This is a genomic window from Streptomyces sulfonofaciens (assembly GCF_014656295.1).
Taxonomy (GTDB): domain Bacteria; phylum Actinomycetota; class Actinomycetes; order Streptomycetales; family Streptomycetaceae; genus Streptomyces; species Streptomyces sulfonofaciens.
In genome coordinates this window covers 638159-664753 of the sequence record NZ_BNCD01000002.1, presented here as the reverse complement: position 1 = coordinate 664753, position 26595 = coordinate 638159, and the positions used below count along the sequence as shown (strand labels likewise).

The following is a 26595-nucleotide window of genomic DNA, read 5'->3' as shown; positions in this document are numbered from 1 at the left end:
GGGGGGGGGCCGCGGCCGCGGCCGCGGCCAGGCCGGGTCCGGCCACCGCTGCCGTGGTGAGCAGGGCGAGCAGGGCCCTGCTCAGTGGACGCGGCCGGCCCGCGCCCCGTGTCCTCCCTCGTGCGGGGGCGTTCGCGGGAAGATGCCTTACGGGTGGGATGCGCACGTGCTGTCCTCCCTGGTCATCGGCTCTCATCGGCTGCCTCGGTGCGGTGTCGGCGGGCGTCGGCTGACCGGCGGATCGTGCGGTCCCCGTCGCGCCCGATCGCCCCGGAGGGCGCCTGCCGCCGTGTCGCGCGCTCACCGGTGCGCCCATACCGGTGCGCGCGGGCGCGGGGGGCCGGGGAAGGCGCGTCGGCGGTGGCGGCCGACGGCCCGCGTGGACGGTACCGTTCGCGGCGCCCGCCCGGGAGGCCGAGACCGGCCGGATCGGCTCGGTCCCCTCGGTGCCGCGTCCGCACGGTGGGCTGCGCAGCCGGCCGCGCGGACGCTCGCGGCCGGCGCGTGGAACCGGTTCGTCACCGGTTCGCGGAACGGCTCCCCGACCTGCTCGGCGTGCGTGCGGCCGAGGCCGAGCGGATCCGTGGCGGCAGGCGGCCCGCGTACCGCCTGCCGGGTGCCGTCCGGTCTGTTCAACACCGCACGGCCAGGGGTAGCCGTCCGTCGAGCGGGAGGAGAGAAGCCATGGCTGATCTGCTGGACGGGCGTACGGACGGGCCGCGGCGGCTGCGGGAGCTGCTGGCCGGACGGGCGCCGGTGGTGGCACCGGGAGCCTACGACGCGATGAGTGCGCTGCTGGTCGAGCAGGCCGGGTTCCCTGCGGTGTACATGACGGGCTTCGGAACCGCGGCGTCGCTGCTGGGCCGTCCGGACGTCGGACTGCTCACCATGATCGAGATGACCGGGGCCGCGCGGCGGATCGTCTCCGCGGTGGACGTGCCGGTGATCGCCGACGCCGACGACGGCTACGGCAACGCCGTCAACGTCATCCGCACCGTGCACGAGTACGAGGCCGCCGGGGTGGCCGCGATCCACCTGGAGGACCAGGTCGCCCCCAAGCGCTGCGGGCACATGGACGGCAAGGAGGTCATCCCGGCGGCCACCATGGTGGGCAAGATCGAGGCCGCCGTGGCGGCACGCCGGAACCCGGACTTCACGATCATCGCCAGGACCGACGCGCATGCCGTCGAGGGCTTCGACGCCGCCGTGGCTCGGGCCCGCAGGTACCGCGAGGCGGGCGCGGACGTGCTGTTCATCGAGGCGCTGCGCACCGAAGCCGAGATCGAGGCGGCGGCCGGGGCCTTCCCCGACGTGCCACTGCTGTTCAACTGGGCGGAGGGCGGCAGGACCCCGCCCCTCGGCCTGGACCGCCTCACCGAACTGGGCTACCGGCTTGTCATCCTGCCCCTCACCGCGCTGCTGGCGGCCACCCAGGCGATCACGGCCGTGCTGGCGGGCGTTCGGCGCGTCGGCACTCCCGAGGAGGCGGTCGCCTGCCTGCCGGGCCTCGACGACTTCTTCGGCACGGTCGGCCTGCCCGGCGTGCTCGCCCTGGGCGAGAGGTTCGACCATGGCTGACGGCCTCGCCCGGCAACTGATCGCGGCCCGTCTCGCCGAGGGCGGGATGCGGGAGGGGAGGAGATCGCCCCGGCCGCGGACCAGAGCCTGACGCACGACGCGAACGGCCCGCTGTGCGCGCTCCAGCCTGAGGCCATGGGCCTGGGCGAGGTCCGGGGCGACGACGCCGTCGCCTACGCGGACCACCTCCTGCTCCAGGGCGACAGCCGCAACGCCGACGACCACCTGCTGCTGGAGAGCGCCGAGCGCCGCTTTCGGCATGTGGTACTCCCCCGCGGGCAACGGCATCAGCCACGCCGTCCACCAGCAGCGCTTCGGCGGCCGGGGCCGTCCCTGCTCGGCACCGACCACATGCCGTGTCCGCGCCCGCCACGACCTCTCCCCGCGCCAGATCGGGATCCTGCCGGCCGACGGCACCGTCGCGTGGACCGGCGAGCGGCGCTGGGACCGCGGCGCGCGAGGCCGAGCCCGCGGATCGCGGGGCGCGGCGCCCGCGTACTCGGGGTGCGGTCCCCGGGCGCGGCAGGACGCGCGGGCGGGGCTTAGGCCGCGGTGCGGGGGAACCCGTCCGGGAGATGCGTCCCGGGTCGGGCGTGCCGAGACTGGAAGCGCGCGGCCGGCCGGGGCCACCCGTCCGGGAGGCCGGGACATCCGCCAGTGACGCAGGGAGCGACCCCATGCGATTCCACGACCGCAGCCAGGCCGGCAGAAACCTCGCGGACTGGTTCCTCGAATGGCCGGAGACCGGGCGTCTGACGGACATCGTCGTGCTGGCGCTGCCGCGCGGTGGCGTACCGGTCGCGGCGGAGCTGGCGCGGGCCCTCAACGCACCGCTGGACATCCAGATGGTCCGCAAGATCGGCATGCCGGGCCGTCCCGAGCTGGCCGTCGGCGCCGTGGTGGACGACCAGCCGCCCGTCTTCGAGCGCGAGAAGCTGGAGGTCCTGGGGCTGACCGAGGAGGAGCTCATGCCGCTCGCCGACCGGGAGCGCAAGGACATACGCCGCCGTGAGCGCCGCTACCGCACGGGACGTCCCGCACCACACCTGAGGGGCCGTTCCGTCATCCTCGTCGACGACGGGCTCGCCACCGGCACCACGGCCCGTGCGGCCCTGCGCCACCTGCGCGAGCAGCACCCGCGGCGGCTGATCCTCGCGGTGCCGGTGGGCAGCCCCGACGTCGCGCTGGAGCTGCGGGACTACGCGGACAGCGTGGTCTGCCTGCACATGCCCGAGCACTTCCGGGCGATCAGCCAGTGGTACGCCCACTTCGACGAGGTCGGCGACACCGAGATCGTGGACATCCTGCGGTCGTTCTACGCCACGGCCTGACCCACTACGCCACGGCCGGGCCGCCGGGATGGCACCGGGTGTCCCGCCTTCATCAGAGCGGGACACCCCGGTGCCATCCCGGCGGCGGTGCGGGGTGCCGAGCGGGCCCGGGGCGGCCGGTGGTCGCCACCGCGGCCCGCACGGCCGGTCACTGCTGCTCGGCCTGGAACATCCAGTAGTGCTTCTCGAGCTGACTGGTGAGCGAGATGAACACGTCCTGGGTCACCAGATCGCTCTTGTCGGTCATGTCGATGCGCTCCCGCATCCGCCTGATCGCTCCGCCCAGCGCCTCGACCAGGACGGCGACGGCGTCGGTGTCCTTGACCCAGCCGTCTCCCATCCCGCTGAGCCCCGAGGTCTCGGCGACGGTCCTGGCCCGGCCGTCGGGCGACACCCCGATCGCGGCGGCCCGCTCCGCCACGGTGTCGGCGTAGGAGCGGGCGGTGGAGACCACTTCGTCGAGCTGGAGGTGGATCGAGCGGAACCGCGGACCCACGATGTTCCAGTGCGCCTGCTTGGCGATGAGAGAGATGTCGAGCAGTTCCACCAGCGCGCCCTGGAGGGCGTCTCCGGTGGCCTTGCGGTCCTCGTCGGGCAGCGGGCTCTGCATGGCGGCCATGCTCGTGCCTTCCCTTCCTCGTCACGTGATCGTGTCTTCGGAGCTGTCTTCGGCGCTGTCTTCGCCGGTCTTCCCTGTTGTCCCGGTCTTCCCGGCCGTCCCGGCCTCCCGGCGTGCCCGGACCTCTCGGCGATCAGGCCTGCGCCTGGAAAGGCGGGTGCCCCCGAAGCAGGCCGGGCATGCGCCGGGTTTCCCGGCGCGGCGGCCCCCGCACACCGGCTCACCGGTGGCCGGGCCCACCGCTGCCGAAGGAGCCGCTGGCACCGGGGTGCCAGCGGCGGCGCCGCTGGTTGCTGCTGGTGTGCGAGCCCTGTGTGCGCAGCTCGTGCGGAAGGAGCCGTTCGGGGCGGGGTGGCAGCTCGTCCGGCTCCCGCCGCTCCTGCGCCTCGACCACCGGGCCGCCCTCGGGCAGGCGCGGCTGGTCCTCCTCCTGCGGTGTGGGCGGTTCCTCGCGGCGGATCCTGATCCCCAGCGCCACGGCCCAGATCAGACCGCCCACCACGGGCAGGCCGACGATGAGGATGAGACCGGCCGCGAGGCCGGCGGACAGGGCCAGGGGTTCCATGGTCAGTGCCATCATTGGGCCGCGGGTACCCCGAAACGGTGCCTCTACCGTCCCGCGGCCCCGATCACCGAACGCACGGTACCGTTTCACGGGACGAGGTGTCCCGTGTTCACAGAGCGGCAACCGCGCCGCTGCCCCAGAATGGACGCACGGGCCCCAGAATGGAGTAACGGCCTCCGAGAGCCGCCCCGACCGCGCACGCCCGGCGCGCCGCTGTCGCGTAGCCTCCGTACGAGCGGAAACCTGCCTGTGATGGACAAGGACACGACGCAGTCCCCAGTACGCCCGACCACGTCCGACGAGGTGTTCGGCGCGCCGAGCTGGGTCAGTCTGATGACCCGGGACAAAAAGGCCGCGAAGGACTTCTACGGCGCGGTCATGGGGTGGGAGTTCCGTGCCGGGAAGCTGGGCGAGGAGTTCACGGTCGCGCTCCACAACGGTGCACCGGTCGCCGGCATCGGGGCCCTGGCCCCCGCCCTTCAGGTGGGGGTGGCCTGGATCCCCTACTTCGCCGTCAGCAATGCCGACGAGACCGCGGCGCGGGTCCGCGAGCGCAGCGGGACCATGGCGGTCGGCCCGCTCTCCTTCGTCCTCGGCCGCGGCGCGCTGGCCGCCGACCGCGACGGGGCCGCGTTCGGCATCTGGGAGGGCCGGCTGCTCGACGAGTGGGTGGAGTGGCGCGACCACGCACCTGCCTGGGCGGGACTGCACACCCGCGACGCCTTCGAGGCGGCCATCTTCTACGGCGAGGTCCTCGGGTGGGCGACGGGGCGGCCCGGCGCCTGCCAGGTGGACTACGTCGACGACGAGGTGGTGCTGCGCAGCGACGGGCACGTGGTGGCCCGGCTCTCCTCGGGCGCCCTGGAGGATGCGCCTGACCCGCTGGTGCGGCCCCGCTGGCAGGTGCACTTCCGGGTGCCCGACGTGGCGCGGTGCATCGAGACGGCCCGCGCGCACGGCGGGACGGTGACCGAGGACCACACGGCGTCCGGGGTGCCCGAGGCGACGCTGCGCGACCCCGACGGCGGGCTCTTCACCGTGAACGCCGTCACACCTCCCCCGAGCAGGCGCTGACGCCCCGGCGGCGCCGACCGGCCGCCCCGGGACTGCCCGGACCCGCTCCTGGGTACCCGAGTCCTCCGCCCGACGGCGACCGGACCAGGCCCGGGACGCCCGGCGGGCCGCCGGGAAGGAGTCGACCGTGGGTGAGAAGCGCAACCGGGCAGCAGCCGACGCCGGGGACAGTCTGCGGACCTACCGCGCCAAACGTCATTTCGAGCGGACCGCGGAGCCGCGCGGCAGCGACGGGGAAGGCGGCGAGCGGCCCCGGTTCGTCGTGCAGATCCATGACGCGAGCACGATGCACTTCGACTTCCGCCTGGAGGTCGACGGCGTCCTGAAGTCGTGGTCGGTGCCCAAGGGGCCCTCGGCCGACCCGCACGACAAGCGGCTTGCGATGCCGACCGAGGACCACCCGCTGGAGTACCGCGACTTCGAGGGCGTGATCCCCGAGGGCGAGTACGGCGGCGGCACCGTGATCGTCTGGGACCAGGGCACCTACCGGCCGCTCAGCCACGACCGCCGGGGCCGCCCGGTGCCCTTCGGCGAGGCCCTGGGCAAGGGGCACGCCAGCTTCCGGCTGGACGGCGGCAAGCTGCGCGGCGGGTACGCGCTCACCCGGATCCGCGGCGGGGAGGGCCCGGAGCGCGAGGCATGGCTCCTGGTCAAGGCCGACGACGAGCGGGCCAGGCAGGACGGCGGCCCGCCCGATCCGCGCCGGGCCCGCTCGGCCCGCAGCGGCCGCACCCTGCGGCAGGTCGCCGAGCACCCCGAAGCCGAGTGGCAGAGCAACCGGCCATGAGTGCCCGTCGTGCCCCCGGTACCCCCTCCGGCGCCCCGGACCCCGCCGCCCTGCTGCTCGACCGGCTGCCCGCCGGTGAGAAGACCAGGCTGCGCCCCGCGCCCTCCGGTGTGGAACTGGCCGCGGCACCGATGCTCGCCACGCTCTCCGACCGCCGGGACTTCCCGGCGGACTGGATCCTGGAGCGGAAGCTGGACGGCGTGCGCGTCCTCACCGTCCGCGAGGGCGGCCGGGTACGGCTCTTCTCCCGCACCGGCCGGCGGCTGAACGCCACCTATCCGGAGGTGGTGGCGGCGCTGGAGGCCCAGGACTGCCAGGACTTCACCGCCGACGGCGAGATGGTCGCCTTCTCCCGCGGCCGCACCGACTTCTCCCGGCTCCAGCAGCGCATGGGGCTCACCAGGCCCGAGGAGGTGCGGGCCAGCCCGGTGGCCGTCTTCTACTACCTGTTCGACCTGCTGCGGCTCGAAGGGGTGCAGACCACGGGGCTGGCGCTGCGCACCCGCAAGTCCCTGCTGCGCAACGCGCTCGCCTATGGGCAGCCGCTGCGCTACACCACCCACCGCAACACCGACCCCGCGCGTGGCGCGGGCGCCGCCCAACTGCTCGACGAGGCCTGCGCGCGGGACTGGGAGGGGCTGATCGCCAAGCGTGCAGGCAGCCGCTACCAGCACCGCAGAACCCCGGACTGGCTCAAGCTCAAGTGCGCCCGCGGCCAGGAGTTCGTCATCGGCGGGCGCACCGAGCCGTCCGGCAGCCGGATCGGCTTCGGGGCGCTGCTGCTCGGCTATTACGACCGGGGGCGGCTGCGGTACGCGGGCAAGGTCGGCACCGGATTCGACCGCGCCACGCTGGTGCGGCTGGACCGGATGCTCGGCGAGCTGCACCGGCCCGACTCGCCCTTCGCCGATCCGGTGCGCGAACACCGGGCGCACTGGGCGGAACCGCGGCTGGTGGCCCAGGTCGCGTTCACCGAGTGGACCCGCGACGGCATGCTGCGCCATCCCCGCTTCCTCGGGCTGCGCGACGACAAGGCGGCGGGGGACGTCGTACGCGAACGGCCCGCGGGTTAGCGACCGCGGGCGCCGGTTACCCGGTGGCGCAAGGCGAACCGAGGAGGCATCGATGACGGAGTTCGGTTATTTCCTGTCATGCGAGGAGCACGGGCCGACGGAGCTCGTCGAGCAGGCGAGAATGGCCGAACAGGCCGGGTTCACCGCCCTGTGGATCTCCGACCACTTCCATCCGTGGAACGACCGCCAGGGGCAGAGCCCCTTCGTGTGGTCGGTGATCGGCGCGCTCTCCGAGGCGGTGTCGCTGCCCGTGGAGACCGCGGTCACCTGCCCCACCGTCCGTATGCATCCGGTGCTGGCGGCGCAGGCGGCGGCGACCAGCTCGGTGCTGCTCGAGGGGCGGTTCCGGCTGGGCGTGGGCAGCGGCGAGGCGCTCAACGAGAGCGTGCTCGGTACCGCCTGGCCCGAGGCCGCGGTCCGCCTGGAGATGCTGGAGGAGGCGGTGCAGATCATCCGGCGCCTCTTCGAGGGCGAGGAGGTCAGCCACCGCGGCCGGCACTACACCGTCCAGAACGCCCGGCTGTACACCGTGCCCGATCAGCCCGTGCCCATCGACGTGTCCGCGTTCGGGCCGCAGGCCGCCGAGGTGGCCGGGCGCATCGGCGACGGCTTCATCACCATGCAGCCCGAGCCGGAGCCCATCGAGCGGTTCCGCCGCAGCGGCGGCGGCACCAAGCCGGTGACCGCGGGCCTGAAGGTGTGCTGGGCCCTCGACCACGAGGAGGCCGTGCGCACCGCGCACCGCCTGTGGCCCAACGACCAACTGCCCGGCGAGCTGCCCCAGGTGCTTCCCACCCCGGCGCACATCGACCAGGCGTCCTCGCTGGTCACGCCCGAGCAGGTGGCCGAGCACGTGACTTGCGGCAGTGACACGGAGGCGCACGTGGCCTCGATCCGGCGTTACGTGGACGCCGGTTTCGACACCGTCTACGTCAACCAGATGGGCCCCGACCAGCAGGGCTTCTTCGACTTCTACCGGACGAAGGTGCTGCCGCAACTGGCCGGATGAGCCGGCCCCGCCGGCCCGGCCGCCCGGCGGCGGGGCCGGCGGCGGTCACCGGCCCGGCCGCCCTACCCGCTCTCCAGCCGGAGCTGGAGCTCGTTCTCCTGGTCGCCCGACGCGGATCCGACGACCTCCACGGCGAACGCCGCGGCCAGGGTGTCCCGCACCTGGTCCACCGCGTGGTAGCCGCCGTGGACGTCCACCGTGACCGGTGCCGTCAGCCGGCGCCGCCCCGCCGTGCCCGGGCCGCCCTGGACGTCGAAGGTGGCCGCCCAGACCGTGGGGTGGGTGTCGGACGCCCGGTGCGGGGTGTCGGCGGCGCCGCGGTCGGACGGGAAGAAGTCCCGCAGCGCCTCGAACACCGCCTGTGCGTCGCCCTCGGAGCAGCCGCTGACCTCCACGAGCACCTGACCGCCCGGGGGGTGCCCCGGACGCCTGCTGTCGTTCACCGTCGTGGCTCCCCTCGCCGTTGCCGTACGACCACTTCCCTCATTTCCCTGGCTCCCTTCGTCATTCCTGCCGACCGGCTCCGTCACCGGAGGTCCGGTCGGTACCGCCGGCCGCGGACAGCGCCGCGCGCTGGGGGCCGACCGTGTAGAGGGGGTCCTCGGCGGAGGCCAGGCCGGCCGCGAAGACACCGAAGCGGGTGCAGGCCGAGCCGGCCAGCAGTGCGAGGCCGCTCAGCACGGCGGCGGGGCGGCTGCGGCCGGCCAGCACGGCGCCGGCCACCGCGCCACCCGTGGTGAGCAGGCGCGCACACCGCATCAGGGTGCCCGCGCGGCCCGTGCGGTAGGTCTCCGCGACCATGCCGAGGCGCCGTTCGACGGCCGCGGTCAGAGCGCGTTCCGCGCCGGCTGCGAGCACGGCGGCATGGCGGGCGGGCCCCGTCTGGGCGGTGGGGCCGAGCACCAGTGCCATGCCGGAGGCGGCGGCCGTCGCCGACGCCGTGAACAGGTACGGCAGTTCGCGGTGGGCGCCGTGCCAGGCCGGTACGGCGGTGTCCGCCGCGAGTACCCCGGTGTAGGCGGCGACGGCCGGGCCGAGCAGCCCGGCGGCCGCGGTGGCGGCGGCGCCGGCGCGCGGCAGCCGGCCGGTCACGGCGGACAGCGCGGCCGCCCCGGCCGCGGGCCCGTAAGCGCTCAGCAGCCAGGAGCCGACGCTCATCGGCGAGGTCGGCTTGAAGACCCTGAGCATGTTGGCGAACCGCTCGGGCCTGCCGAGGTCGTGCACGAGTGCGGCGGCCGACAGCGAGATCGCGGCCGTGGAGGACACCTTCAGCGCGGTGGCCGTGCGGGTCCGTGAAGTCAGTTGGGCGCCTGCGGCAAGTACCGAGCCCGCCCCGGCCAGCCCGCCGAGGAAGAAGTACCCGGCGATGTCGGCGGCGGACCAGGAGGGCGCCTTGATGACCGGGCGGCCGTAGTACGAGCCGAACTCCGCCCGGGGCACCATCGGCTCCTCGCCGCCGCGCCGCCGCCGGCCGCGCCACCGGGACGGGCCGGGCCCGTCCGCTCCCGCGCCGGGCCCTGCGCCGTCGCCGTCCCGGTCCGCCTCCGGTCCCTGCCGCAGCGCGCCGGGCGCCGCCCGGCGGCCGGGACGCCTGCCGTCGATGCCGTGCCGGGACACCCGGGAGCTGCTCATGACCGTCCCCTTCCTGCGGGCCGCCTGGTCGGCCCGGTCTTGCCGGTGACTGCGTCGAGGGCGAACGACAGCGCGAAGGAGCCGAGCAGGGACAGCGCCGCGTAGGAGGCGTGCCGCCACATGGCGGGCAGGTCGCGGGTGGTGACGACCGGGTCCGGTGGCAGGCCGTACACCTCGGGCTCGTCCAGCAGCAGGAAGAACGCGCCGTCGCCGCCGACGCCGTCCTCGGGGTCGTGCCCGTAGAGCCGTGCGCCCTCGACACCTGCCCGGTGGAGCTGGTCGACCCGCACGGCGGCGCGCTCGCGCAGTTCGTCGAGTGGGCCGAACTGGATCGACTCGGTCGGGCACGCCTTGGCGCAGGCGGGTTCCTGTCCGGCGGAGAGCCGGTCGTAGCAGAGCGTGCACTTGAACGCGCGGCCGTCGGAGGGCCGCTGCTCGATGACGCCGTAGGGGCAGGCGGGCACGCAGTAGCCGCAGCCGTTGCAGATGTCCTCCTGGACGACGACGGTGCCGAACTCGGTTCGGAACAGCGAGCCCGTGGGGCAGACGTCGAGGCAGGCGGCGTGGGTGCAGTGCTTGCACACGTCCGAGGACATCAGCCAGCGCAGGTCGCCGCCGGCGCCCGCGGGGGCGGCGTCGGGCGTGCCACCGGATCCGGTGTCCGCGAGCGGCAGCTCGGTGCGGCCGTCCGGCGCGGGCGGGCCCTGCTCGATGAAGGCGACGTGCCGCCAGGTCGAGGCGCCGAGGGCACCGGTGTTGTCGTAGGACATGCCGCTCAGTGCGAGGCCGTCCTCGGGGATGGCGTTCCACTCCTTGCAGGCCACCTCGCACGCCTTGCAGCCGATGCAGACGGAGGTGTCGGTGAAGAAGCCGACCCGCCCCGGCGGGTCCGGGTGCCCGGCGTCCCCGGCCGGGTCGGGCTCCGGGCCGCCGAACAGGTTCCCGGCCGCCCGCAGGGCGTCGAGGGGCCGGCCGTTGCCGGTGCCGTCGACCGTCATCGGCGGGCCTCCGTCCCGGTCGTCGCGGTGATGCCGGCCCGTTCCCGGTACTCGGCGACGAACCGTTGCAGGTCGCGGCCGCGCGGTCGGCGGCCCGGCCGGATGTCGGCGGTGAGCGCCTTGTCCTCCTGGATGTGAGCGTTGGGGTCGAGCGCGATGGCCGGCAGCTCGTTGGCGGCGTCGCCGGTGGCGAGCCCGTTCGGGCCCCAGTGGAAGGGCAGGCCGATCTGGTGGACGGTGCGGCCCTGCACGGTCAGCGGCTTGATGCGCTCCGTCACCAGCACCCGGGCCTCGATGGCGCCCCGTGCCGTCACGAGGGTGGCCCAGCCGCCGTGTGCGAGGCCGCGCTCGGCGGCGAGCCGTGGCGAGACCTCGCAGAAGAGCTCCGGTTGGAGCTCGGACAGGTAGGGCGAGAAGCGGCTCATACCGCCGGCGGTGAAGTGCTCGGTCAGGCGGTGGGTGGTGACGACGTACGGGAAGACGTCCGCGCCGGGCTCGTCGCCGCTCGGGTGGTAGCGGTTGCCCTCGCGGGGGAGCAGCCGACGTACCGGATTGCGGGGCTGACCGGGGTAGAGCGCGTTGCCGAACGGCGAGTCCTGCGGTTCGTAGTGCGTGGGCAGCGGACCGTCCTCCAGGCCCGCTGGGGCGTAGAGCCAGCCCTTGCCGTCCGCCTGCATGATGAACGGGTCGTCCCCGCGCAGCGCGTCGGGGCCCACGGCGTCGTCGGGCGGTACGTGGCCGGGCGGTCGGTCGGGTATGAAGTCGGGGACGTCGTGGCCGGTCCACCGTCCGCCGCCGGGCGCGTCGGGGTCCCACCACACATACGCCTTCCGCTCGCTCCACGGGGTGCCGTCGGGAGCGGCCGAGGCGCGGTTGTAGAGGATGCGGCGGTTGGCGGGCCAGGCCCAGGCCCACTCCGAGGCGACCCAGTCCTGCTCGGTGTGGGGCTTACGGCGGTTGGCCTGGTTGACGCCGTCCGCGAAGACGCCGCAGTAGATCCAGCAGCCGCAGCGGGTGGAGCCGTCGTCCCTGAGCTCGGTGTAGGCGGACAGCGGGGCGCCGTCCGGGCCGTGGCCGTTGATCTCGGCGAGCACGGCGGCGGCCACCGGTTCGCCGAGCGGCCCCTCGATCGGGTAGTCCCACGTGAGGTCCTGCACGGGCCGGTCCATGGGGTCCGTGGAGCCGGCCAGCCGCGCCTTGATGCGGCGCCCGAGGTGGTACATGAACCACAGGTCGCTGCGGGCGTCCCCCTCGGGCTCCACGGCGGCCTCGTGCCACTGGACCCAGCGGTTGGTGTTGGTGAAGGAGCCGGACTTCTCGGTGTGGGCGGCTGCCGGGAAGAAGAACACCTCGGTGCCGATGTCCTCGGTGCGCAGTTCCCCCGTTTCCGTCTCCGGGCCGTCCTGCCACCAGGTCGCCGACTCGATGAGGGAGAAGTCGCGCACCACCAGCCAGTCCAGGTTGGCCATGCCGAGCCGTTGCAGCCGGGTGTTGGCGGAGCCCACGGCCGGGTTCTCGCCCATCAGGAAGTAGCCCTTGCAGGTGCCGTCGAGCTGGGCCATGACCGTGTCGTAGGTGGAGTGCGAGCCCGTCAGACGCGGCAGGTGGTCGAAGCAGTAGTCGTTGTCCGCGGTGGCCGCGTCACCGTAGTAGGCCTTGAGCAGGCTGACGAAGTAGGCCCGCATGTCGCCCCAGAAGCCCTTGGCGGTGCGGCTGGCGTCGATGAGCTTGTCCAGTGTCTCGTGGGCGTGGGCGTGCGGCATCGGCAGATAGCCGGGCAGCAGGTTGAACAGGGTGGGGATGTCGCTGGAGCCCTGGATGGAGGCGTGGCCGCGCAGTGCCTGGATGCCGCCGCCGGGCCGCCCCATGTTGCCCAGCAGCAGTTGGAGGATGCTGGCCGCGCGGATGTACTGGGCGCCGACCGTGTGCTGGGTCCAGCCGACGGCGTAGGCGAAGGAACTGGTGCGGTCCGGCCCGGAGTTGGCGGTGAGCGCGTCGCAGACCTCGCGGAAGACCGCCTGGGGCACGCCGCAGATCTCCTCGACCATCCGAGGGGTGTAGCGGGCGTAGTGGCGTTTGAGTATCTGGAAGACGCAGCGCGGGTGCTGGAGCGTCTCGTCGCGGGGCGCCTGTGCCGCGGCACGGGGGCCGCCGGAGCCGTGGGTCTCGGATCCGCCGGCCGAGTGGATCAGGTCGTGGGCTCCGACCCCGAGGCGCTCACCGCGCTCGTTCTGCTCCCGCCGCTGCTCCTGCCGCTCCTGCTTCCCCTGCCGCCCCTGCCCCTTCTCCTTCTTCTCCTGCTCCTGTTCTTCGTACTGCTCCTCCACGTCGCCGGTGGGCTGGTGCACCCGGGTGTCCTGGTACTGCCAGCTACTCAGGTCGTACTGGTGCCGCTCCGCGTCCAGGCCGGAGAAGACACCCGGGGCACCGCCGGTGCCGTCGGCGTCCTCGGTGTCGCGGAAGTCCTCGCTCACCAGGGTGGCCGCGTTGGTGTAGGCGAGCACGTAGTCGCGGAAGTACTTCTCCTCGGTCAGGACGTGGTTGATGATCCCGCCGAGGAAGGCGATGTCGCTGCCGGCCCGGATCGGCACGTGCAGGTCGGCGAGCGCGCTGGTGCGGGTGAACCTGGGGTCGACGTGGATGACCCTCGCACCGCGCGCCTTGGCCTCCATCACCCACTGGAAGCCGACGGGGTGGGCCTCCGCGTAGTTGGAGCCCTGGATGACGATGCAGTCGGAGTTCTGCAGGTCCTGCATGAACGTCGTGGCGCCGCCGCGGCCGAACGAGGTCCCGAGTCCGGCGACCGTGGAGCTGTGGCAGACCCGGGCCTGGTTCTCCACCTGGACCACGCCGAGACCGGTCAGCAGCTTCTTGATGAGGTAGTTCTCCTCGTTGTCCAGGGTGGCCCCGCCGAGGCTGGCGATACCGAGCGTGCGGGCGGTGCGGATTCCCTCGTGCTCCCACTCCCAGGTCTCGCGGCGGGTGGCGATGACCCGGTCTGCGACCATGTCCATCGCCGTCTCCAGATCCAGCGGCTCCCAGTCGGTGCCGCCTGGACGGCGGTAGAGCACCTGGTGGCGGCGGGCGGAGCCGGTGGTGAGCTGGAGGGTCGCGGAGCCCTTCGGGCAGAGCCTGCCCCGGCTGACCGGCGAGTCGGGGTCGCCCTCGATCTGCACGACGCGGTCGTCCTTGACGTACACCTGCTGGCCGCAGCCCACGGCACAGTACGGGCAGACGGACCGCACCACCCGGTCCGCGCCCTCCGTACGGGGCCTGAGGCCGCGGGTGTGCGGGGACATCGCGGCGCTGCCCCGGCCGAGGGGGTCCCCCTCGGTGAACTGTCGGTAGAGGGGCCAGTCGCGGATGCGTTTGCGGACGCCCATCGCGTTCCTCCCGCCCGTAGGCTCGGTGCTGACTGCGGCTGCGGGCACCTCCAAGAGTGGCCCGTGGCGGCGGCGCCTGCGAGGTGGCGGCGCACCGCGCGGTGCGCCGCCACCCGCGGGCGGGACCGTTCCCGGCCCCGTGCGCCGACCGTCCTCCCGCGGTTACCACGATCGGCCGCGCCGAAACGGGCGGTCACACAGGCCGTTTCGCCTCGCCCGCCGGCCGGGTCAGCCCGACGGCACACCCGGCAGCACCAGCGCGCCGAGCAGGACCGCGCCCGCGAGCAACCAGGCGACGTAGTCGCCGATGTGACCCGAATGGAGGCGGCGCACCGGTCCGGTCCAGTCGAGTCCCTCGCGCAGGGACCCGGTGCGCACCGCGAGCGCGGCGAGGCCGACGGCGAGCGCGGTCGAGGCCAGGCCGAGCCCGACGCCCGACGCCGACCAGTGCGGCGGCGCGCCGCCCCCCGCGCCGAGGGCCCGCCCCACCGCGGCCGCGCATCCCGGCACGGCACCGACCAGCAGCGCGGCGACCAGCAGCGCGACGGGCACGGCCAGCATGGTGTCCGGTACGCGCCCGAGCCGGGTGCCGGTCTCCGGTTCCTCGTCCGTGCCGCTGGTCTCGTAGGGGGGATCGGCGGCGGGTCGCGGGCCCCAGCCGAAGAAGACCCGGGCCGCCACCCGCAGTACCGCTCCCCCGGTGACCGCGGAGACCAGCACGAACAGCACGGTCAGCGGGCCGCCCGCGGCCTCCTCGGTGACGGCCTTGCCGAGGCCCGTGCCGAACGGCGGCAGCCCGGCGAGCGCGGCGCCGCCCGCCAGGAACAGGCAGGCCACCGGGCCCAGCCCGCGGGCGCGGCCGTGCAGTTCGTGCTCGTCCACGCTGCCGTAGCGGTCGAGCAGTATGCCGGTGGCCGCGAACAGGGCCGCCTTCACGCCGGTGTGGGCGAGGACGTACACGGCGACACCGTCCCTGCCCTGCGGTGTGAGCAGCCCGAGGCCGACGAGGAAGAGCCCGACGTGGGCGATGGTGGAGAACGCCAGCAGTCGTTTGATGTGCCGCTGCTGCCAGCACATCACGGCTCCGACCGCGGCGCTGAGCACCCCGAGGGTCACCAGGGCCCGGGTGACCGACGGCGCGGGGATGCCGCCGGGGCCCGCGAAGACGGTGTCGTGCACGCGCCACACCCCGTAGGCGCCGAGTTCGACCATCACTCCGGACAGCAGCATGCACACCGGTGTGGGGGCGACCGCGTGGGCGTCGGGCAGCCAGAAGTGGAACGGCACGGCCGCGGCCTTCACCAGCAGGCCCGTGAGGACGAGCACGAAGGCGGCGACGACCAGCGCGTCCGGGCCGCCGCGGGCATCGAGCCGTGCGCCGATCTGCCGCATGCCGAGTTCGCCCGTGCGGGCGTACAGCAGCACGGTGCCCAGCAGCATGGCGTAGGCGCCCAGGGAGGTGACGACCCCGAACGCCAGCGCTCCCTGCACCGCCTTGCGGTCCTCCACGCGGTATCCGGTGAGCGCGTAGGCGACCACGCTCATCAGCTCGAAGAAGACGAACGCGTTGAAGAGGTCGCCGGTGACGGCGAACCCGCACATGCCGGCCTGGAAGAGCAGCACGAGGCCGGGAAAGCTGCCCGCGTGGCGGCGCGGCGGCTCCTCGAAGTAACGCCAGGAGTAGACGAGGACGGCGACGACGAGCAGGGAGACCAGGGCGGCGAGGCCGACGCCCGCGCGGTCGCCGATGAGGACGATGCCGACGCTCTCACCGTGCCGCGGAGTCCAGCCCCCCACCCAGACGAGGGTGTCGGCGGGTGTGGTGAACAGCAGGGTGAGCGCGAGGCCGGCGGTGGCCGCGGCACCGGCGAGCCCCATCACCTCCGCAGCCATCCTGGGCAGTCTGCGGCCCACGGCGACCAGCAGCGCGGCGCCGAGCAGGGGCACGGCGACCAGCAGCGGCAGCAGGCGGCTCATCCGCGCAGCTCGGAGAGTTCGTCCGGGTCGACCGTGCCGTGCCGCTTGGCGACCTGCACCACCAGCGCGAGCAGCAGTGCGGTGACGGTGGCACCGACCACGACGTCGGTCAGCGTGAGCGCCTGGACCACCGGGTCCACCAGCGGCCGGGAGCCGGGCCTGACGTCGGAGAAGACGGGGGCGGTGCCGCCCGTGCGGTAGCCGACGGCCAGCAGCAGGACGTAGGTGGAGGACTGGCAGACCGCCAGGCAGCCGACCGCGTGCACCAGGTGCCGGCTGGTGGCGAGCCCGTAGCAGCCGGCCAGGAACATCCAGCCGGCAGCGAGGTACGGCAGGACGGACATCACTCACCGCTCCCGTCCACGATCTCCACGGCCTGGTCGAGGAAGCGGGCGAGCAGCACCACGACGGCGCAGGCGACCTCCATGCCGATGGCGGCGTTCAGCAGCGGCACGGTGCCGCCCGAGGGGATGGTGTTGAAGGTGCCGTAGGGCAGCAGGGTGTTGGCGAGGAAGGCGGACCCGCCGAGCAGGCCCGCCGCGCCGAGCACCAGGTAGGCGGCCTCGCCCGCGGCGTCCCCCACCTCGTACCCGCCGACGGGCCTGATCCGCTCCAGGGCCTGGTAGTCGACGCCGATGTAGAGCAGGTGCAGGGCCGTCGCCACCACCACGCCGCCCTGGAAGCCGCCGCCGGGGCTGAGCTGCCCGTGGGCGACGACGTAGAGGCCGGTGAGCAGGGCGACGGGCACCATGACGAGCGAGTAGCGCCGTACCGGCCGGGCGACGGCGACCGGCTCGGGCCGCACCTGCCGCTCACCGCGGGTCTGGCGCAGCAGGACGACGGTGCCGAGCACGGCCGCGAAGAGGATGCTCTCCTCGCCCAGGGTGTCGAAGGCCCGCTGGTCGAAGTTGACGGCCGAGACGACATTGGCGGTGTGCCGGGCCAGTGCGGCGTGCACCGCGCGCTCGCCGTACGGGTGGCGGGCGGCGCCGAAGTGCGGCAGCTCAAGGCAGGCGGCGGCGAAGAGCGCCGCGAAGCCGGCGCCGCCGAGGGCCAGCAGGAGCATGCGCAGCCGCCGGCTCATCCGGTGGCCCCGTCCCGTCCGCCCCGGCCGCCGGGCGGCTGGGGGCCGGCGTCCGGACGTGTGCGGTCCCGGCCGCCGCGGTCCGGCCCCGTGCCCCGCCGCGTCTTCGGGCCCGCGCCCCTGCGTACCTTGCGGACCGACAGCAGCACCAGCAGCGGGGTCAGCACGGAGCCGACCGCGAGCTGGGACAGGGCCACGTCGGGGGCCTGGAAGACGGTGAAGAGCACGGCGAGGGAGAGCCCGAGCACGGCCAGTACCAGGGCCTGGCGTTCCGGATCGCGCACCGCGACCGCCGCGGTGGCCGACGCGGCCACCAGCAGCAGGCAGATGACGACGAGCGCATCATTCATGGCGTGCCTCTTCGGGGATCCCACCGGCCAGGGCGCGCGAGGCGACCACGTTGCCCGTGATCAGCAGCGCCCCGACCAGCAGCAGCTTCACGGCGGCCCGGCCGGGCCCGGAGGCCACCGCAAGAGCGATGACCACGGCCGCGGTGCCGGCGGCGGCGACCGCGGTGAGCCGTGGCGCACGGGGCGGGTCGGGTCGCAGGTCGTCGGCGAGCAGCCGGGCGTAGACGAGCGTGCCGATCGGGCCGAGGAGCGAGAGCTCCAGACCGATGTCGACGTAGGCGGGCCGCCGGTAGCCCTGCGCCAGCAGCAGGACGGCCACGCAGACCAGGGAGGTGGTCATGTTCTGGGTGACCACCCTGCGGCCCAGCGGGCCGGTGGCGACGCCCCACACGGCCGCCCCCAGGCCGCCCGCGAGCAGCACGGCCGCGGCCACCAGCCAGCCGTTCACCGGCGGGTCACCGCCCGGCGCGCACCGCGTGCGGCGGCTCCCGACAGCAGTGCGGCCGCCGCTCCGACGGCGAGCTCCCACCGGTCCACGGTGGAGACCAGCATCAGCCAGAACACCAGCAGCGGGGCCGCCCACGCCACCGTCTCGGCGGCGGCCGCGGCCCGCGCGGGTCCTCGTGCCATGGGTCACCTCCGCCGACCGCCGCGGCCGGGCCGCCTGGACGGCGGCACCGTGCCCGCCGGGGGCCGTGCTCCTCGTCGCGTCAACCCCGTCATGTAAGCACCGCGGGCGTGTCGCACGAGGGAGACGCGCGACGGCCGCACGGGCGGTGTGCCGCAGACGGCAGGCGTCCGGGCACCGGTCACAATGGTGCGGTGGACGCCCGGTCCGCGGGCCCTCATCCATCCGTCTGCCCCCGACGGCGCGTGGCATGCCCGCCCGGCGTCGGGCACGGGTGGCCCGTGCCGAGCTGACGGGCCGTCATACACACGGGGACGGCGAACAGGTGTCCTGGCCCGCGCGAAAGGGAAGTGACCAAGGATGCGCGTGGTAACGGACCGCCTCGCCCCCGGGTGGGCCTGGGTCAGGAAACGGCTGCGGGATCCCGTGGTGGCCCAGGCCCTGCGGTCGACGATGGCCGCGACCATCGCGTACGTCATCGCCAAGCGCCTGAGCGACCAACCGGCCCCGCTGACCGCGCCCCTCACCGCCCTGCTGGTCGTCCAGGTGACGCTGTACGCGACGCTGAAGACCGGGGTGCGCCGGGTGAACGCGGTCGTGGTGGGCGTGGTGATCGCCATCGCGTTCAGCTCCCTGATCGGGCTCACCTGGTGGAGCCTCGCACTGATCATCATCGCGTCGCTGACCATCGGCCACTACGTGCGGGCCGGGGAGTTCGTCCCCGAGGTGGCGATCAGCGCGATGCTGGTCCTGGGCGTGACGCAGGTCGCCTCCAATGCCTGGGACCGGGTGCTCGAAACGCTGATCGGCGCGCTGACGGGCCTGTGCTTCAACCTCTTCTTCGCGCCGCCGGTCTGGGTGGAGACGGCCGGCGACTCCCTGCTCGGCCTGGCCCGCCGGATGCGCCGGCTGCTGCTGCACCTGGGCGAGCAGCTCGACTCCTACACACCGGTGGAGCATGCCGCGGCCCGCCTGGCGGAGGCCCGCCAACTCGACCACGACATCGCCGAGGTGGACGGGTCACTGCGGCAGGCCGAGGACAGTCTGCGGCTCAACCCGCGGGTGCGGGAGGGCCGACTCCACCGGGTCGTCCTGCGCACCGGCCTCGACACGCTGGAGATCTGCACCGTCGTGCTGCGCGTCATCGCCCGCACCCTGACGGACCTGGCGCGCGAGCGCGAGCAGCAGTGGCTGCTGGAGCCCGAGGTGTCGCTGGCCGTGCGCGAGCTGCTCGGGCACATCGCCGACGCGATCGTCAGCTTCGCGGTGCTGGTGACCACCCGCACCAGCGAGGACGCGGAGACCGCCGAGGCCCGGCTGCGCTCCGAACTGGCCGCGGCGGTCGCCCGCCGCGACTCCGTCGCCCAGATGCTGCTCGAACTGGTGCAGGGCAACCCGGAGCAGTGGCAGTTGCACGGTGCGCTGCTCACGGAGGTCAACCGCATCCTCGACGAGCTGGACATGGAGCACCGCTCGCGCCGGCTCATGGAGGAGCTGGACCGCAGCACGCGGCTGCTCCACGAGCGCCATCCCCGTCTGATGCGGCTGCGCCGTACGGCGGACCGGAGGTTCGGCCGGTGGCGCAGGTCGTGGCTCGGCAACCGGTGAGCGCGAAGGCCCCTCGGGAGCCGGTGGGCACGGGGAGGCGGGACCCGGGGCCGGCGCGCGCCGGAGCGGCCCCGCCCCTCGGGGCGGCCGGGCCCGGGCCGGCGGGCGTCAGGGGTGTATGACCATCTTGACGGCGCCGTCCTTCTTCCCCTGGAAGGTCTCGTAGGCGCCGGGCGCCTCGTCCAGCGGCAGGTGGTGGGTGGCGAAGCCGTCCACGCCGAGCGGGTCGTCGTCGCCGAGCAGCGGCAGGATGTCGTCGACCCAGGTGCGCACGTTGGCCTGGCCCATGCGCACCTGGATCTGCTTGTCGAACATCGTCATCAGCGGCAGCGGCGAGGCCATCCCGCCGTAGATGCCGCTGAGGGAGACCGTGCCGCCACGGCGGACGAGGGCGATGGCGAGCCGCAGGGCGGCGAGCCGGTCGGCTCCGCCGGTGCGCTCGGCCAGCCGTGCGGACCACGAGCGGGGCAGCAGCCCCGCCGCCTGCTGGGCGGTTCGGCCCAGCGGGCTGCCGTGCGCTTCGGTGCCGACCGCGTCGATGACCGCGTCGGCGCCGCGGCCGTGGGTCCTGGACGCGATGGCGTCGACCAGGTGCTCCTCGCGGTCGAAGGCCGACAGGTCGTACGTCTCCACGCCCCGGGCGCGGGCCCGCTCCAGCCGCTCGGGTACCAGATCGACGCCGATGACGGGCCCCTCGGTCGTGAGCTGCGCCATCCTGCACGCCATGTCGCCGATCGGGCCGAGGCCGAGGACGACGAGGCTGCCGCCCTTGGGCACGTCCGCGTAGCGCAGGGCCTGCCAGGCGGTCGGCAGCACGTCCGAGAGGTAGAGGTAGCGGTCGTCGGGAGGGCCTTGCGGTACCTTGATCGGCCCGAACTGGGCCTGCGGCACGCGGAGGTACTCGGCCTGGGCGCCGGGCACGCTGCCGTACAGCCTGGTGTAGCCGAACAGCGCGGCGCCCATGCCGTGCTCCCTGACCTGAGTGGTCTCGCACTGCGTGGGCAGGCCGGCGCCGCACATGAAGCAGGTGCCGCAGGCGATCTGGAAGGGCACCACCACACGGTCGCCGGCCTTCAGGCCCGGCACGTCGGAGCCGGTCTCCTCGACGATGCCCATCGGCTCGTGGCCCAGCACGTCGCCCGGCGTCATGAACGGGGTGAGCACCTCGTACAGGTGCAGGTCGGATCCGCACAGGCCGGACGAGGTGATCCGCACGATCGCGTCCGTGGACTCCTTGATCTCGGGATCGGGTACGGTCTCCACGCGTACATCACGCCTGCCCTGCCAGGTCAGAGCCTTCATCATTCGCTCCTTCGCGGGTCGGATCCGATGTGTCCGGGCGGCGGCGGGCGTTGCGCCGGCACGGCCCACCGGCGCCCACCGCCAACCGGTGCGGGCGGGTCAGGCGGACGGCTCGTCCGGTACGGGGTGCTCGGGGTGGACGCCGCCCGATCGGGCCGCGTCGCCCCGCTTGCCGGTGCCGGACTCGTCGGTGTCGGGCAGTTCCTCGTCGGACCGCCCGCCGTCGTCGCGCCGCTCCTGCGGGACGTCCCACCGGTCCTTGCCGCCGCCCGACTGCTGGTCGGGCATGTCGCGGGGGATGCGCTCCGGCCCCTTCGCCTCGTCCGTCGCCCGGCTCTCGTCCCTCGCTCGGTCCTCGGCGCCCGCCCTGCGGTGGTCGGCCACGGTACGTCCTCCTCGGCTGCGCCGGCCCGTCGGCCGCCGCGGTTCGTGTGTCGTTCCGGCGCGGGTACCTCACCCGGCGCAGGGCGAAACCGCGGGCTGCCGGTCCGCGGCCGCGGATCGGTCATCGGCAGCGGCAGCGGCAGCGGCAGAACCGTCGGTCACCAGCAGAGGCAGAACGGGTGGCCCGCCGGATCGGCGTACACCCTGAACCTGCGCCGTCCGTCCTGGTCGTCGAGATCGAGGGGCTTGGCGCCCAGGGCCAGCACATCGCGCTGCGCGGCCTCGATGTCGGTCACGTCGAAGTCCAGGTGGAGCTGCTGGGAGTTGTTCCCGGCCTGCGGCCAGTCGGGCGGCCGGTGCCCCGGTGCGCGCTGGAAGGCCAGTCGGGCGCCGCCGGGCACGTACAGGTCGTACCAGTCGTCGTCGTAACGGCTGACCTGCCCGCCGAGGACCTTGGCGTAGAAGCCGGCGAGGGCCACCGGGTCGGGGCAGTCCAGGGCGACGAGCGTGTAGGCCGCGATGGCCATGGGGGTCTCCTTCGTCATCGTCCGCCTGGCGCGGCGGTCACAGGGCGCGCAGCGCCGGCAGGAGCTTGCTGTGCGCCCACTCCATGAACGGAAGCTGGCTGCGCCCCCCGATCTGGACGAGCGCGATCTCGGTGAAACCGGCCTCTGCGTACGGCCTGACCGCCTCGACGAAGTCGTCGACGTCGTCACCGCAGGGCACGGCCTCCGCGATGTCCTCGGGGCGCACGTACGCGGTGGCCCCGGCGAAGCCGGTCGGCCCGGGAAGCTCCGCGTTGACGGGCCAGCTTCCCACGCTCCAGCGGAACTGGTCGTGCGCCCTGGCGACGGCCGCGTCCCGGTCCGGGTCGTAGCAGACCGGCACTTGGCCCACCCGCGGCTTGCCCGCGCCGCCGTACCGGTCGAAGGCGTCCAGCAGCTCCCGCTTGGGCTCGGTGGCGATCACCAGGTCCGCCTTCGTGCCCGCCACCTCGCAGGAGCGCTCCCCGGAGACGGCCACCCCGATCGGCGGGGGTTCCTGCGGCAGGTCCCAGAGCTTGGCGTCCGCCACGTCGAAGTGCGGTCCGTGGTGGTTGACGTAACCGCCCGCGAACAGGGCCCTGATGATGTCGACGGCCTCCGCCAGCTTGGCGATCCTGGTGTGCGCGGCGGGCCAGCCGCGGCCCACCACGTGCTCGTTCAGGTTCTCCCCGCTGCCCAGCCCGAGCCGGAACCGGCCCTCGGACAGTATCTGCAGCGTGGCGGCCTTCTGGGCGACGACCGCTGGGTGGTAGCGCGTGGTGGGGCACGTCACGTACGTCATCAGCGGAATGCGCGAGGTCGCCTGTGCCGCGGCCCCCAGCACGCTCCAGGCGTACGGCGAGTGGCCCTGGGAGGCCAGCCACGGGAAGTAGTGGTCCGAGGTGACGGAGAAGTCGAACCCGGCCTGCTCGGCGGCCACGACATGCTCGACCAGTTCACGAGGGCCGGCCTGCTCCGTCATCATCGTGTATCCGATCTGCGCCATTGGACCTGGGTTTCCCGGCGGTGACCGGTGAAACCTCCGGCGCCGCCCGGAGGGGGCCGCCCCCGCCGGGTTCCGGCCGCCGGGCGCCCGCGGGCCCGGCGGCCACCGTGGGGCACCTCTTCCTGCCGGCTGCCTTTCGGTCGTCACCCGCTCCGACATCCTGGCCGTGTCCGGATTCTTTCGGCGAACCGAGGAGGTCAGAGCTGCTCGACACCTGCCGTGAGGCCGTACGGGAGGAAGTAAGCGCTGGCCACACGGGGTGATGCCGGGCAGGATGGGCCCTGTCCTTCGACACCGGATCAGGGGACAGGGGCGGAAACAAATGGCCAACGACCCACCCCGCGCCTTGGGGCGCGGGCCCGGCGGCGTGCCCCGCGGCACCGCGCCGGCGCACGAGGATGCCGCAGCCACGCCTGAGATCACCCTGTCCGTGCTGAGCGGTCCCGGGGCGGGCGGTGAGTTCACCTTCACCGAGCGCACCGCCTGCGTGGTGGGCCGCGCGGCGGAGTGCCGGCTGCGGTTGCCCCGTGACGACGCCCGGGCGGCACGGCACCACTGCCTCCTCGACATCAGCCCGCCCGACATCCGGATACGGGACCTCGGCGCCCCGCACGGCACCCTCGTCAACGGCGAGGAGATCGGCCGTCCCGGCGACCGGCCCGGCGTGCGCTGCGCGGAGCGGGACCTCGCGGACGGCGACGAGGTGCGCCTCGGCGCCACCCTGCTCCGGGTCGGCATCCGCGCGCCCGGACCTGCGGCGCCCGCCGGCCGGTGCGCCCACTGCGCGCCGGCCGGCGGCCCTGCGGCGGACCGCCGTCCCGGCGACGTCATGTGCCCGGACTGCCGCAGCCGGCCCCTGTCGGTGCTGCGGGGGCTGCTCGCCCGTGCGGCCGGGGACGACGCCCTGGCGGCGCTGCGCGGCTACGAGGTGGTGCGCGAGCTCGGCCGGGGTGCCCTGGGCGCGGTGTACCTGGCCCGCCACCGCGGCACCGGCGAGCGGGTCGCGCTGAAACTGCTGGCGGCCCGCACCGCCGTGGGGCCGCGGGCCCGTGCCCGGTTCCTCGCCGAGGCCGAGCGGCTGCGCGGCGTGCGCCACTGGAACATCCTCGGCCTGCATGCCGCCGCAGCCCACGGCGCGGCGTTCTGCCTGGTGGGCGAGTACGCCGCGGGCGGCACGCTGCAGGACCTGCTGGCGGCGCGGGGCGGGACGCTGCCGCCCGGCGAGGCCGTCGCCGTCGCCGTCCGGGTCCTGGACGCCCTGGCACACGCCCACACCGCACCGCGGGGGGAGGACGGGGCGGCAGTCGCGCACCGGGACGTCAAGCCGTCGAACATCCTTCTGACCGGGGGCGCGGACGACGACGCCGAGGGCGGGGCCGCCCGGGGCGGGGCCGCCGAGGGCACCGTGCCGCACGCCGTCGGACTCGGCGACTTCGGCATCGCCGCGGCCTTCGAACGGGCCGGTCTCGCGGGCCTGCCCCCGGCCGGGGACTGCGGCGGCTCCGTCGCCTACCTGCCCCGCGTCCACGTCGTGGACCGCCGCGGCACCGGTCCCGAGGCCGATGTGTGGGCCACCGCGGCGGTCCTCTACCGGATGCTCACGGGCGCCGTGCCGCGCGAGGTCCCGCCCGGCGCCGATCCGCTGGCGGTGCTGCTGCGGGAGCCGGTGGTACCGGTCCGCCGGCGCGACCCGGCGGTGCCGCGGCGGCTGGCCCAGGTGATCGACGCCGCGCTGATCGACACCCCCCGTATCGTCACCACCAGCGCAGGCGAACTCCGCACCGCCCTCGCGGCGGCCCTGCGCTGACCCGGTGCTGCCCCCGCCGCGGCCTGCGCCCGCTCAGTGCGGCCGTGCGCCGGCGTCCCGGGCGCGACCGCCCGGCAGGATGTCCTGGATCTTGGCCTTGAAACCCTGCCTGACCAGGGCGGCCCGGTCGCTGTCGCCCTTGAGGACCGAGGCCGCGGCGGCCTCGATCTGCTCCAGCGAGGCATGCGGCGGGATCGGCGGAACGGCCGGGTCGGTGCAGAACTCCGCGACGAAGGGCCGCTCCGCGGCGAGCGCGGTCCGCCAGGCGTCCTCGACGTCGCCCGGCTTCTCCACCCGTATGCCGTCCAGGCCGAGGGAGCGCGCGAAGTCCGCGTAGCGCACGTCCGGGAGCTCCTGCGAGGGCAGGAACTGCGGTGCGCCCTCCATGGCGCGCATCTCCCAGGTGACCTGGTTGAGGTCGTGGTTGTTGAGCACCGCGACGACCAGCCGGCCGTCCTCCCACTGCCGCCAGTACTTGGCGATCGTGATCAGTTCCGCCATGCCGTTCATCTGCATGGCGCCGTCGCCCACGAGCGCCAGCGCGGGCCGTCCGGGGTGTGCGAACTTGGCGCCGATCACATACGGCACGCCGGGGCCCATGGTGGCGAGCGTCCCGGACAGCGAGCCGCGCATGGTGCCGCGGATCCGCAGGTGGCGCGCGTACCAGTTGGCGGCGGAGCCCGAGTCGGCCGCCAGGATCACGTCTTCGGGCAGCAGCGCGTCGAGCGCGTGCACCACGTGCTCCGGGTTGACGGGGTCGGCCTCGACGGCGGCACGCCGCTCCATCACCTGCCACCAGCGTGCGGTGTCCTTCTCGATCTTCTGCCGCCACTTGCCGTGCTTCTTGCGCTCCAGTCGCGGCAGCAGCCGCTTCAGGGTCTCGCAGGCGTCGCCAACCAGGTTGATCTCGAACGGGTAGCGCATCCCCACCATGTGCGGATCGACGTCGATCTGCACGGCCCTCGCCTGGTCCAGTTCGGGCATGAACTGCGTGTACGGGAAGCTGGAGCCGATGACGAGCAGCGTGTCGCAGCCCTGCATCAGCTCGTACGAGGGACGGCTGCCCAGCAGCCCGATCGGTCCCGTCACATACGGCAGGGTGTCCGGCAGGACGTCCTTGCCGAGCAGGGCCTTGGCCACGCCCGCGCCGAGCACGTCGGCGAGCTGCTCGACCTCCTGCCGGGCACCGCGCGCCCCCTGTCCGACGAGGATGGCCACCTTCTCGCCCTCGTTGAGCAGCCGGGCGGCGCGGTCGATCTCGTCGTCGGTCGGCACGGGAGCGTAGCGGGCCATGCCGAGGCTGGAGGGCACCATCTTGAACGCGTGCTTGGGCGGCGTGTAGTCCAGTTCCTGCACGTCGGCGGGGATGATGACGGCGGTCACGGTCCGCTTGGCCGCGGCGGTGCGCATGGCACGGTCCAGCACGTTCGGAAGCTGCTCGGGGACGGTGACCATCTCGCAGAAGTCGGAGGCGACGTCCTTGTAGAGGCTGAGCAGATCGACCTCCTGCTGGTACGAGCCGCCCATCGCGCTGCGGTGGGTCTGCCCGACGATCGCCACCACGGGCACGTGGTCGAGCTTGGCGTCGTACAGGCCGTTGAGCAGGTGGATGGCGCCCGGTCCCGAGGTCGCGGCGCACACCCCGGTGCGGCCGGAGAACTTGGCGTATCCGACGGCCTCGAACGCGGACATCTCCTCGTGCCTGGACTGGATGAACTCGGGCTTGTTGCCGGCCCGTCCCCAGGCCGCGAGGAGGCCGTTGATGCCGTCGCCCGCGTAGGCGAAGACATGCTCCACGCCCCACTCGCGCAGCCGCTCCAAAACGTGGTCGGACACCTTCGTCGTCACGGAATTCTCCTCTCCTCCACACTCACGG

Annotated in this window: 25 protein-coding genes; 8 read left to right on the top strand and 17 right to left on the bottom strand. The window is 74.0% G+C overall.

The features are described 5' to 3' along the window. Window positions 1-684: 684 nt before the first annotated feature. Together IE313_RS05835 and IE313_RS05830 are read left to right on the top strand one after the other, a co-directional pair. Window positions 685-1578 (top strand): isocitrate lyase/PEP mutase family protein, encoded by an 894-nt coding sequence (locus IE313_RS05835; protein ID WP_189929798.1) that lies wholly within the window; start codon window positions 685-687, stop codon window positions 1576-1578. A gap of 677 nt (window positions 1579-2255) precedes the next feature. Further along, the gene (locus tag IE313_RS05830) at window positions 2256-2909 is read left to right on the top strand and encodes a phosphoribosyltransferase (RefSeq protein ID WP_189929797.1); all 654 of its coding nucleotides are present in this window, start codon (window positions 2256-2258) and stop codon (window positions 2907-2909) included. 148 nt (window positions 2910-3057) lie between these two features. Here IE313_RS05830 and IE313_RS05825 read toward each other — a convergent pair whose 3' ends face one another. Both IE313_RS05825 and IE313_RS05820 read right to left on the bottom strand, forming a co-directional pair. Continuing rightward, on the bottom strand, window positions 3058-3519 hold the full coding sequence (locus IE313_RS05825; protein ID WP_189929858.1) for a Dps family protein: 462 nt from the start codon (window positions 3517-3519) through the stop codon (window positions 3058-3060). A 229-nt stretch (window positions 3520-3748) separates the two neighbouring features. Beyond that, entirely contained in the window at window positions 3749-4108 is a 360-nt protein-coding gene (locus tag IE313_RS05820) for a DUF6479 family protein (protein WP_308439141.1), read from the bottom strand. Window positions 4109-4345: 237 nt separating this feature from the next. On the opposite strand from IE313_RS05820, the gene IE313_RS05815 reads away from it, so the two are divergent. The 4 genes from IE313_RS05815 to IE313_RS05800 all read left to right on the top strand — a co-directional run bounded on the left by IE313_RS05815 (window position 4346) and on the right by IE313_RS05800 (window position 8036). Continuing rightward, window positions 4346-5167 carry a VOC family protein gene (locus IE313_RS05815; RefSeq protein WP_189929796.1) on the top strand — a complete coding sequence of 274 codons (822 nt, stop codon included), beginning with the start codon at window positions 4346-4348 and terminating at the stop codon, window positions 5165-5167. A gap of 127 nt (window positions 5168-5294) precedes the next feature. Next, window positions 5295-5954 carry a DNA polymerase ligase N-terminal domain-containing protein gene (locus IE313_RS05810; RefSeq protein WP_189929795.1) on the top strand — a complete coding sequence of 220 codons (660 nt, stop codon included), beginning with the start codon at window positions 5295-5297 and terminating at the stop codon, window positions 5952-5954. Continuing rightward, on the top strand, window positions 5951-7027 hold the full coding sequence (ligD, locus tag IE313_RS05805; RefSeq protein ID WP_189929794.1) for a non-homologous end-joining DNA ligase: 1077 nt from the start codon (window positions 5951-5953) through the stop codon (window positions 7025-7027). The genes IE313_RS05810 and ligD overlap by 4 nt, the downstream gene beginning before the upstream one ends. A gap of 52 nt (window positions 7028-7079) precedes the next feature. Beyond that, window positions 7080-8036 (top strand): LLM class F420-dependent oxidoreductase, encoded by a 957-nt coding sequence (locus IE313_RS05800; protein ID WP_189929793.1) that lies wholly within the window; start codon window positions 7080-7082, stop codon window positions 8034-8036. Between the two features lie 62 nt (window positions 8037-8098). Here the strand turns inward: IE313_RS05800 and IE313_RS05795 are convergent, their stop codons facing one another. The 10 genes from IE313_RS05795 to IE313_RS05750 all read right to left on the bottom strand — a co-directional run bounded on the left by IE313_RS05795 (window position 8099) and on the right by IE313_RS05750 (window position 18090). Beyond that, window positions 8099-8479 carry a hypothetical protein gene (locus IE313_RS05795; protein ID WP_189929792.1) on the bottom strand — a complete coding sequence of 127 codons (381 nt, stop codon included), beginning with the start codon at window positions 8477-8479 and terminating at the stop codon, window positions 8099-8101. A 61-nt stretch (window positions 8480-8540) separates the two neighbouring features. Beyond that, window positions 8541-9668, bottom strand: coding sequence for an NrfD/PsrC family molybdoenzyme membrane anchor subunit (gene nrfD, locus IE313_RS05790; protein WP_189929791.1), 1128 nt, complete (start codon window positions 9666-9668; stop codon window positions 8541-8543). Beyond that, window positions 9665-10666, bottom strand: coding sequence for a 4Fe-4S dicluster domain-containing protein (locus IE313_RS05785; RefSeq protein ID WP_189929790.1), 1002 nt, complete (start codon window positions 10664-10666; stop codon window positions 9665-9667). The genes nrfD and IE313_RS05785 overlap by 4 nt, the downstream gene beginning before the upstream one ends. Further along, window positions 10663-14049 (bottom strand): formate dehydrogenase, encoded by a 3387-nt coding sequence (gene fdh, locus IE313_RS05780; protein WP_189929789.1) that lies wholly within the window; start codon window positions 14047-14049, stop codon window positions 10663-10665. The genes IE313_RS05785 and fdh overlap by 4 nt, the downstream gene beginning before the upstream one ends. Window positions 14050-14277: 228 nt before the next feature. Continuing rightward, window positions 14278-16026: a complex I subunit 5 family protein gene (locus IE313_RS05775; RefSeq protein ID WP_189929788.1), complete on the bottom strand. Its 1749-nt coding sequence runs from the start codon at window positions 16024-16026 to the stop codon at window positions 14278-14280. After that, window positions 16023-16370 (bottom strand): sodium:proton antiporter, encoded by a 348-nt coding sequence (locus IE313_RS05770; protein WP_189929787.1) that lies wholly within the window; start codon window positions 16368-16370, stop codon window positions 16023-16025. The genes IE313_RS05775 and IE313_RS05770 overlap by 4 nt, the downstream gene beginning before the upstream one ends. Next, complete coding sequence (mbhE, locus tag IE313_RS05765) at window positions 16370-17110, bottom strand: hydrogen gas-evolving membrane-bound hydrogenase subunit E (RefSeq protein WP_189929786.1); 741 nt, start codon at window positions 17108-17110, stop codon at window positions 16370-16372. The genes IE313_RS05770 and mbhE overlap by 1 nt, the downstream gene beginning before the upstream one ends. After that, the gene (locus IE313_RS05760) at window positions 17107-17460 is read right to left on the bottom strand and encodes a Na(+)/H(+) antiporter subunit B (RefSeq protein WP_189929785.1); all 354 of its coding nucleotides are present in this window, start codon (window positions 17458-17460) and stop codon (window positions 17107-17109) included. Before IE313_RS05760 ends, mbhE begins: the two co-directional genes overlap by 4 nt. Then, entirely contained in the window at window positions 17453-17908 is a 456-nt protein-coding gene (locus tag IE313_RS05755; protein ID WP_189929784.1) for an MrpF/PhaF family protein, read from the bottom strand. The genes IE313_RS05760 and IE313_RS05755 overlap by 8 nt, the downstream gene beginning before the upstream one ends. Further along, window positions 17905-18090 (bottom strand): hypothetical protein, encoded by a 186-nt coding sequence (locus IE313_RS05750; RefSeq protein WP_189929783.1) that lies wholly within the window; start codon window positions 18088-18090, stop codon window positions 17905-17907. The genes IE313_RS05755 and IE313_RS05750 overlap by 4 nt, the downstream gene beginning before the upstream one ends. 358 nt (window positions 18091-18448) lie before the next feature. On the opposite strand from IE313_RS05750, the gene IE313_RS05745 reads away from it, so the two are divergent. Continuing rightward, the gene (locus IE313_RS05745) at window positions 18449-19696 is read left to right on the top strand and encodes an FUSC family protein (RefSeq protein WP_189929782.1); all 1248 of its coding nucleotides are present in this window, start codon (window positions 18449-18451) and stop codon (window positions 19694-19696) included. A 108-nt stretch (window positions 19697-19804) separates the two neighbouring features. Here the strand turns inward: IE313_RS05745 and IE313_RS05740 are convergent, their stop codons facing one another. From IE313_RS05740 to IE313_RS05725, 4 genes are all read right to left on the bottom strand, one after another. Next, the gene (locus IE313_RS05740) at window positions 19805-20998 is read right to left on the bottom strand and encodes an alcohol dehydrogenase catalytic domain-containing protein (RefSeq protein WP_189929856.1); all 1194 of its coding nucleotides are present in this window, start codon (window positions 20996-20998) and stop codon (window positions 19805-19807) included. Between the two features lie 99 nt (window positions 20999-21097). Continuing rightward, on the bottom strand, window positions 21098-21382 hold the full coding sequence (locus IE313_RS05735; RefSeq protein ID WP_308439140.1) for a hypothetical protein: 285 nt from the start codon (window positions 21380-21382) through the stop codon (window positions 21098-21100). 158 nt (window positions 21383-21540) lie between these two features. Beyond that, a complete protein-coding gene (locus IE313_RS05730) occupies window positions 21541-21909 on the bottom strand; it encodes a VOC family protein (protein WP_189929781.1) in 369 nt (122 codons plus the stop codon). Window positions 21910-21946: 37 nt separating this feature from the next. Beyond that, window positions 21947-22912 (bottom strand): LLM class F420-dependent oxidoreductase, encoded by a 966-nt coding sequence (locus IE313_RS05725; protein WP_189929780.1) that lies wholly within the window; start codon window positions 22910-22912, stop codon window positions 21947-21949. Window positions 22913-23234: 322 nt separating this feature from the next. Between IE313_RS05725 and IE313_RS05720 the strand changes: the two genes are divergently transcribed. Then, window positions 23235-24719, top strand: a complete 1485-nt coding sequence (locus IE313_RS05720) for a protein kinase domain-containing protein (RefSeq protein WP_189929779.1) — start codon at window positions 23235-23237, stop codon at window positions 24717-24719. A gap of 33 nt (window positions 24720-24752) precedes the next feature. On the opposite strand, the gene IE313_RS05715 is transcribed toward IE313_RS05720, so the two are convergent. Next, the gene (locus IE313_RS05715; RefSeq protein WP_189929778.1) at window positions 24753-26567 is read right to left on the bottom strand and encodes a thiamine pyrophosphate-requiring protein; all 1815 of its coding nucleotides are present in this window, start codon (window positions 26565-26567) and stop codon (window positions 24753-24755) included. Window positions 26568-26595 lie beyond the last annotated feature (28 nt).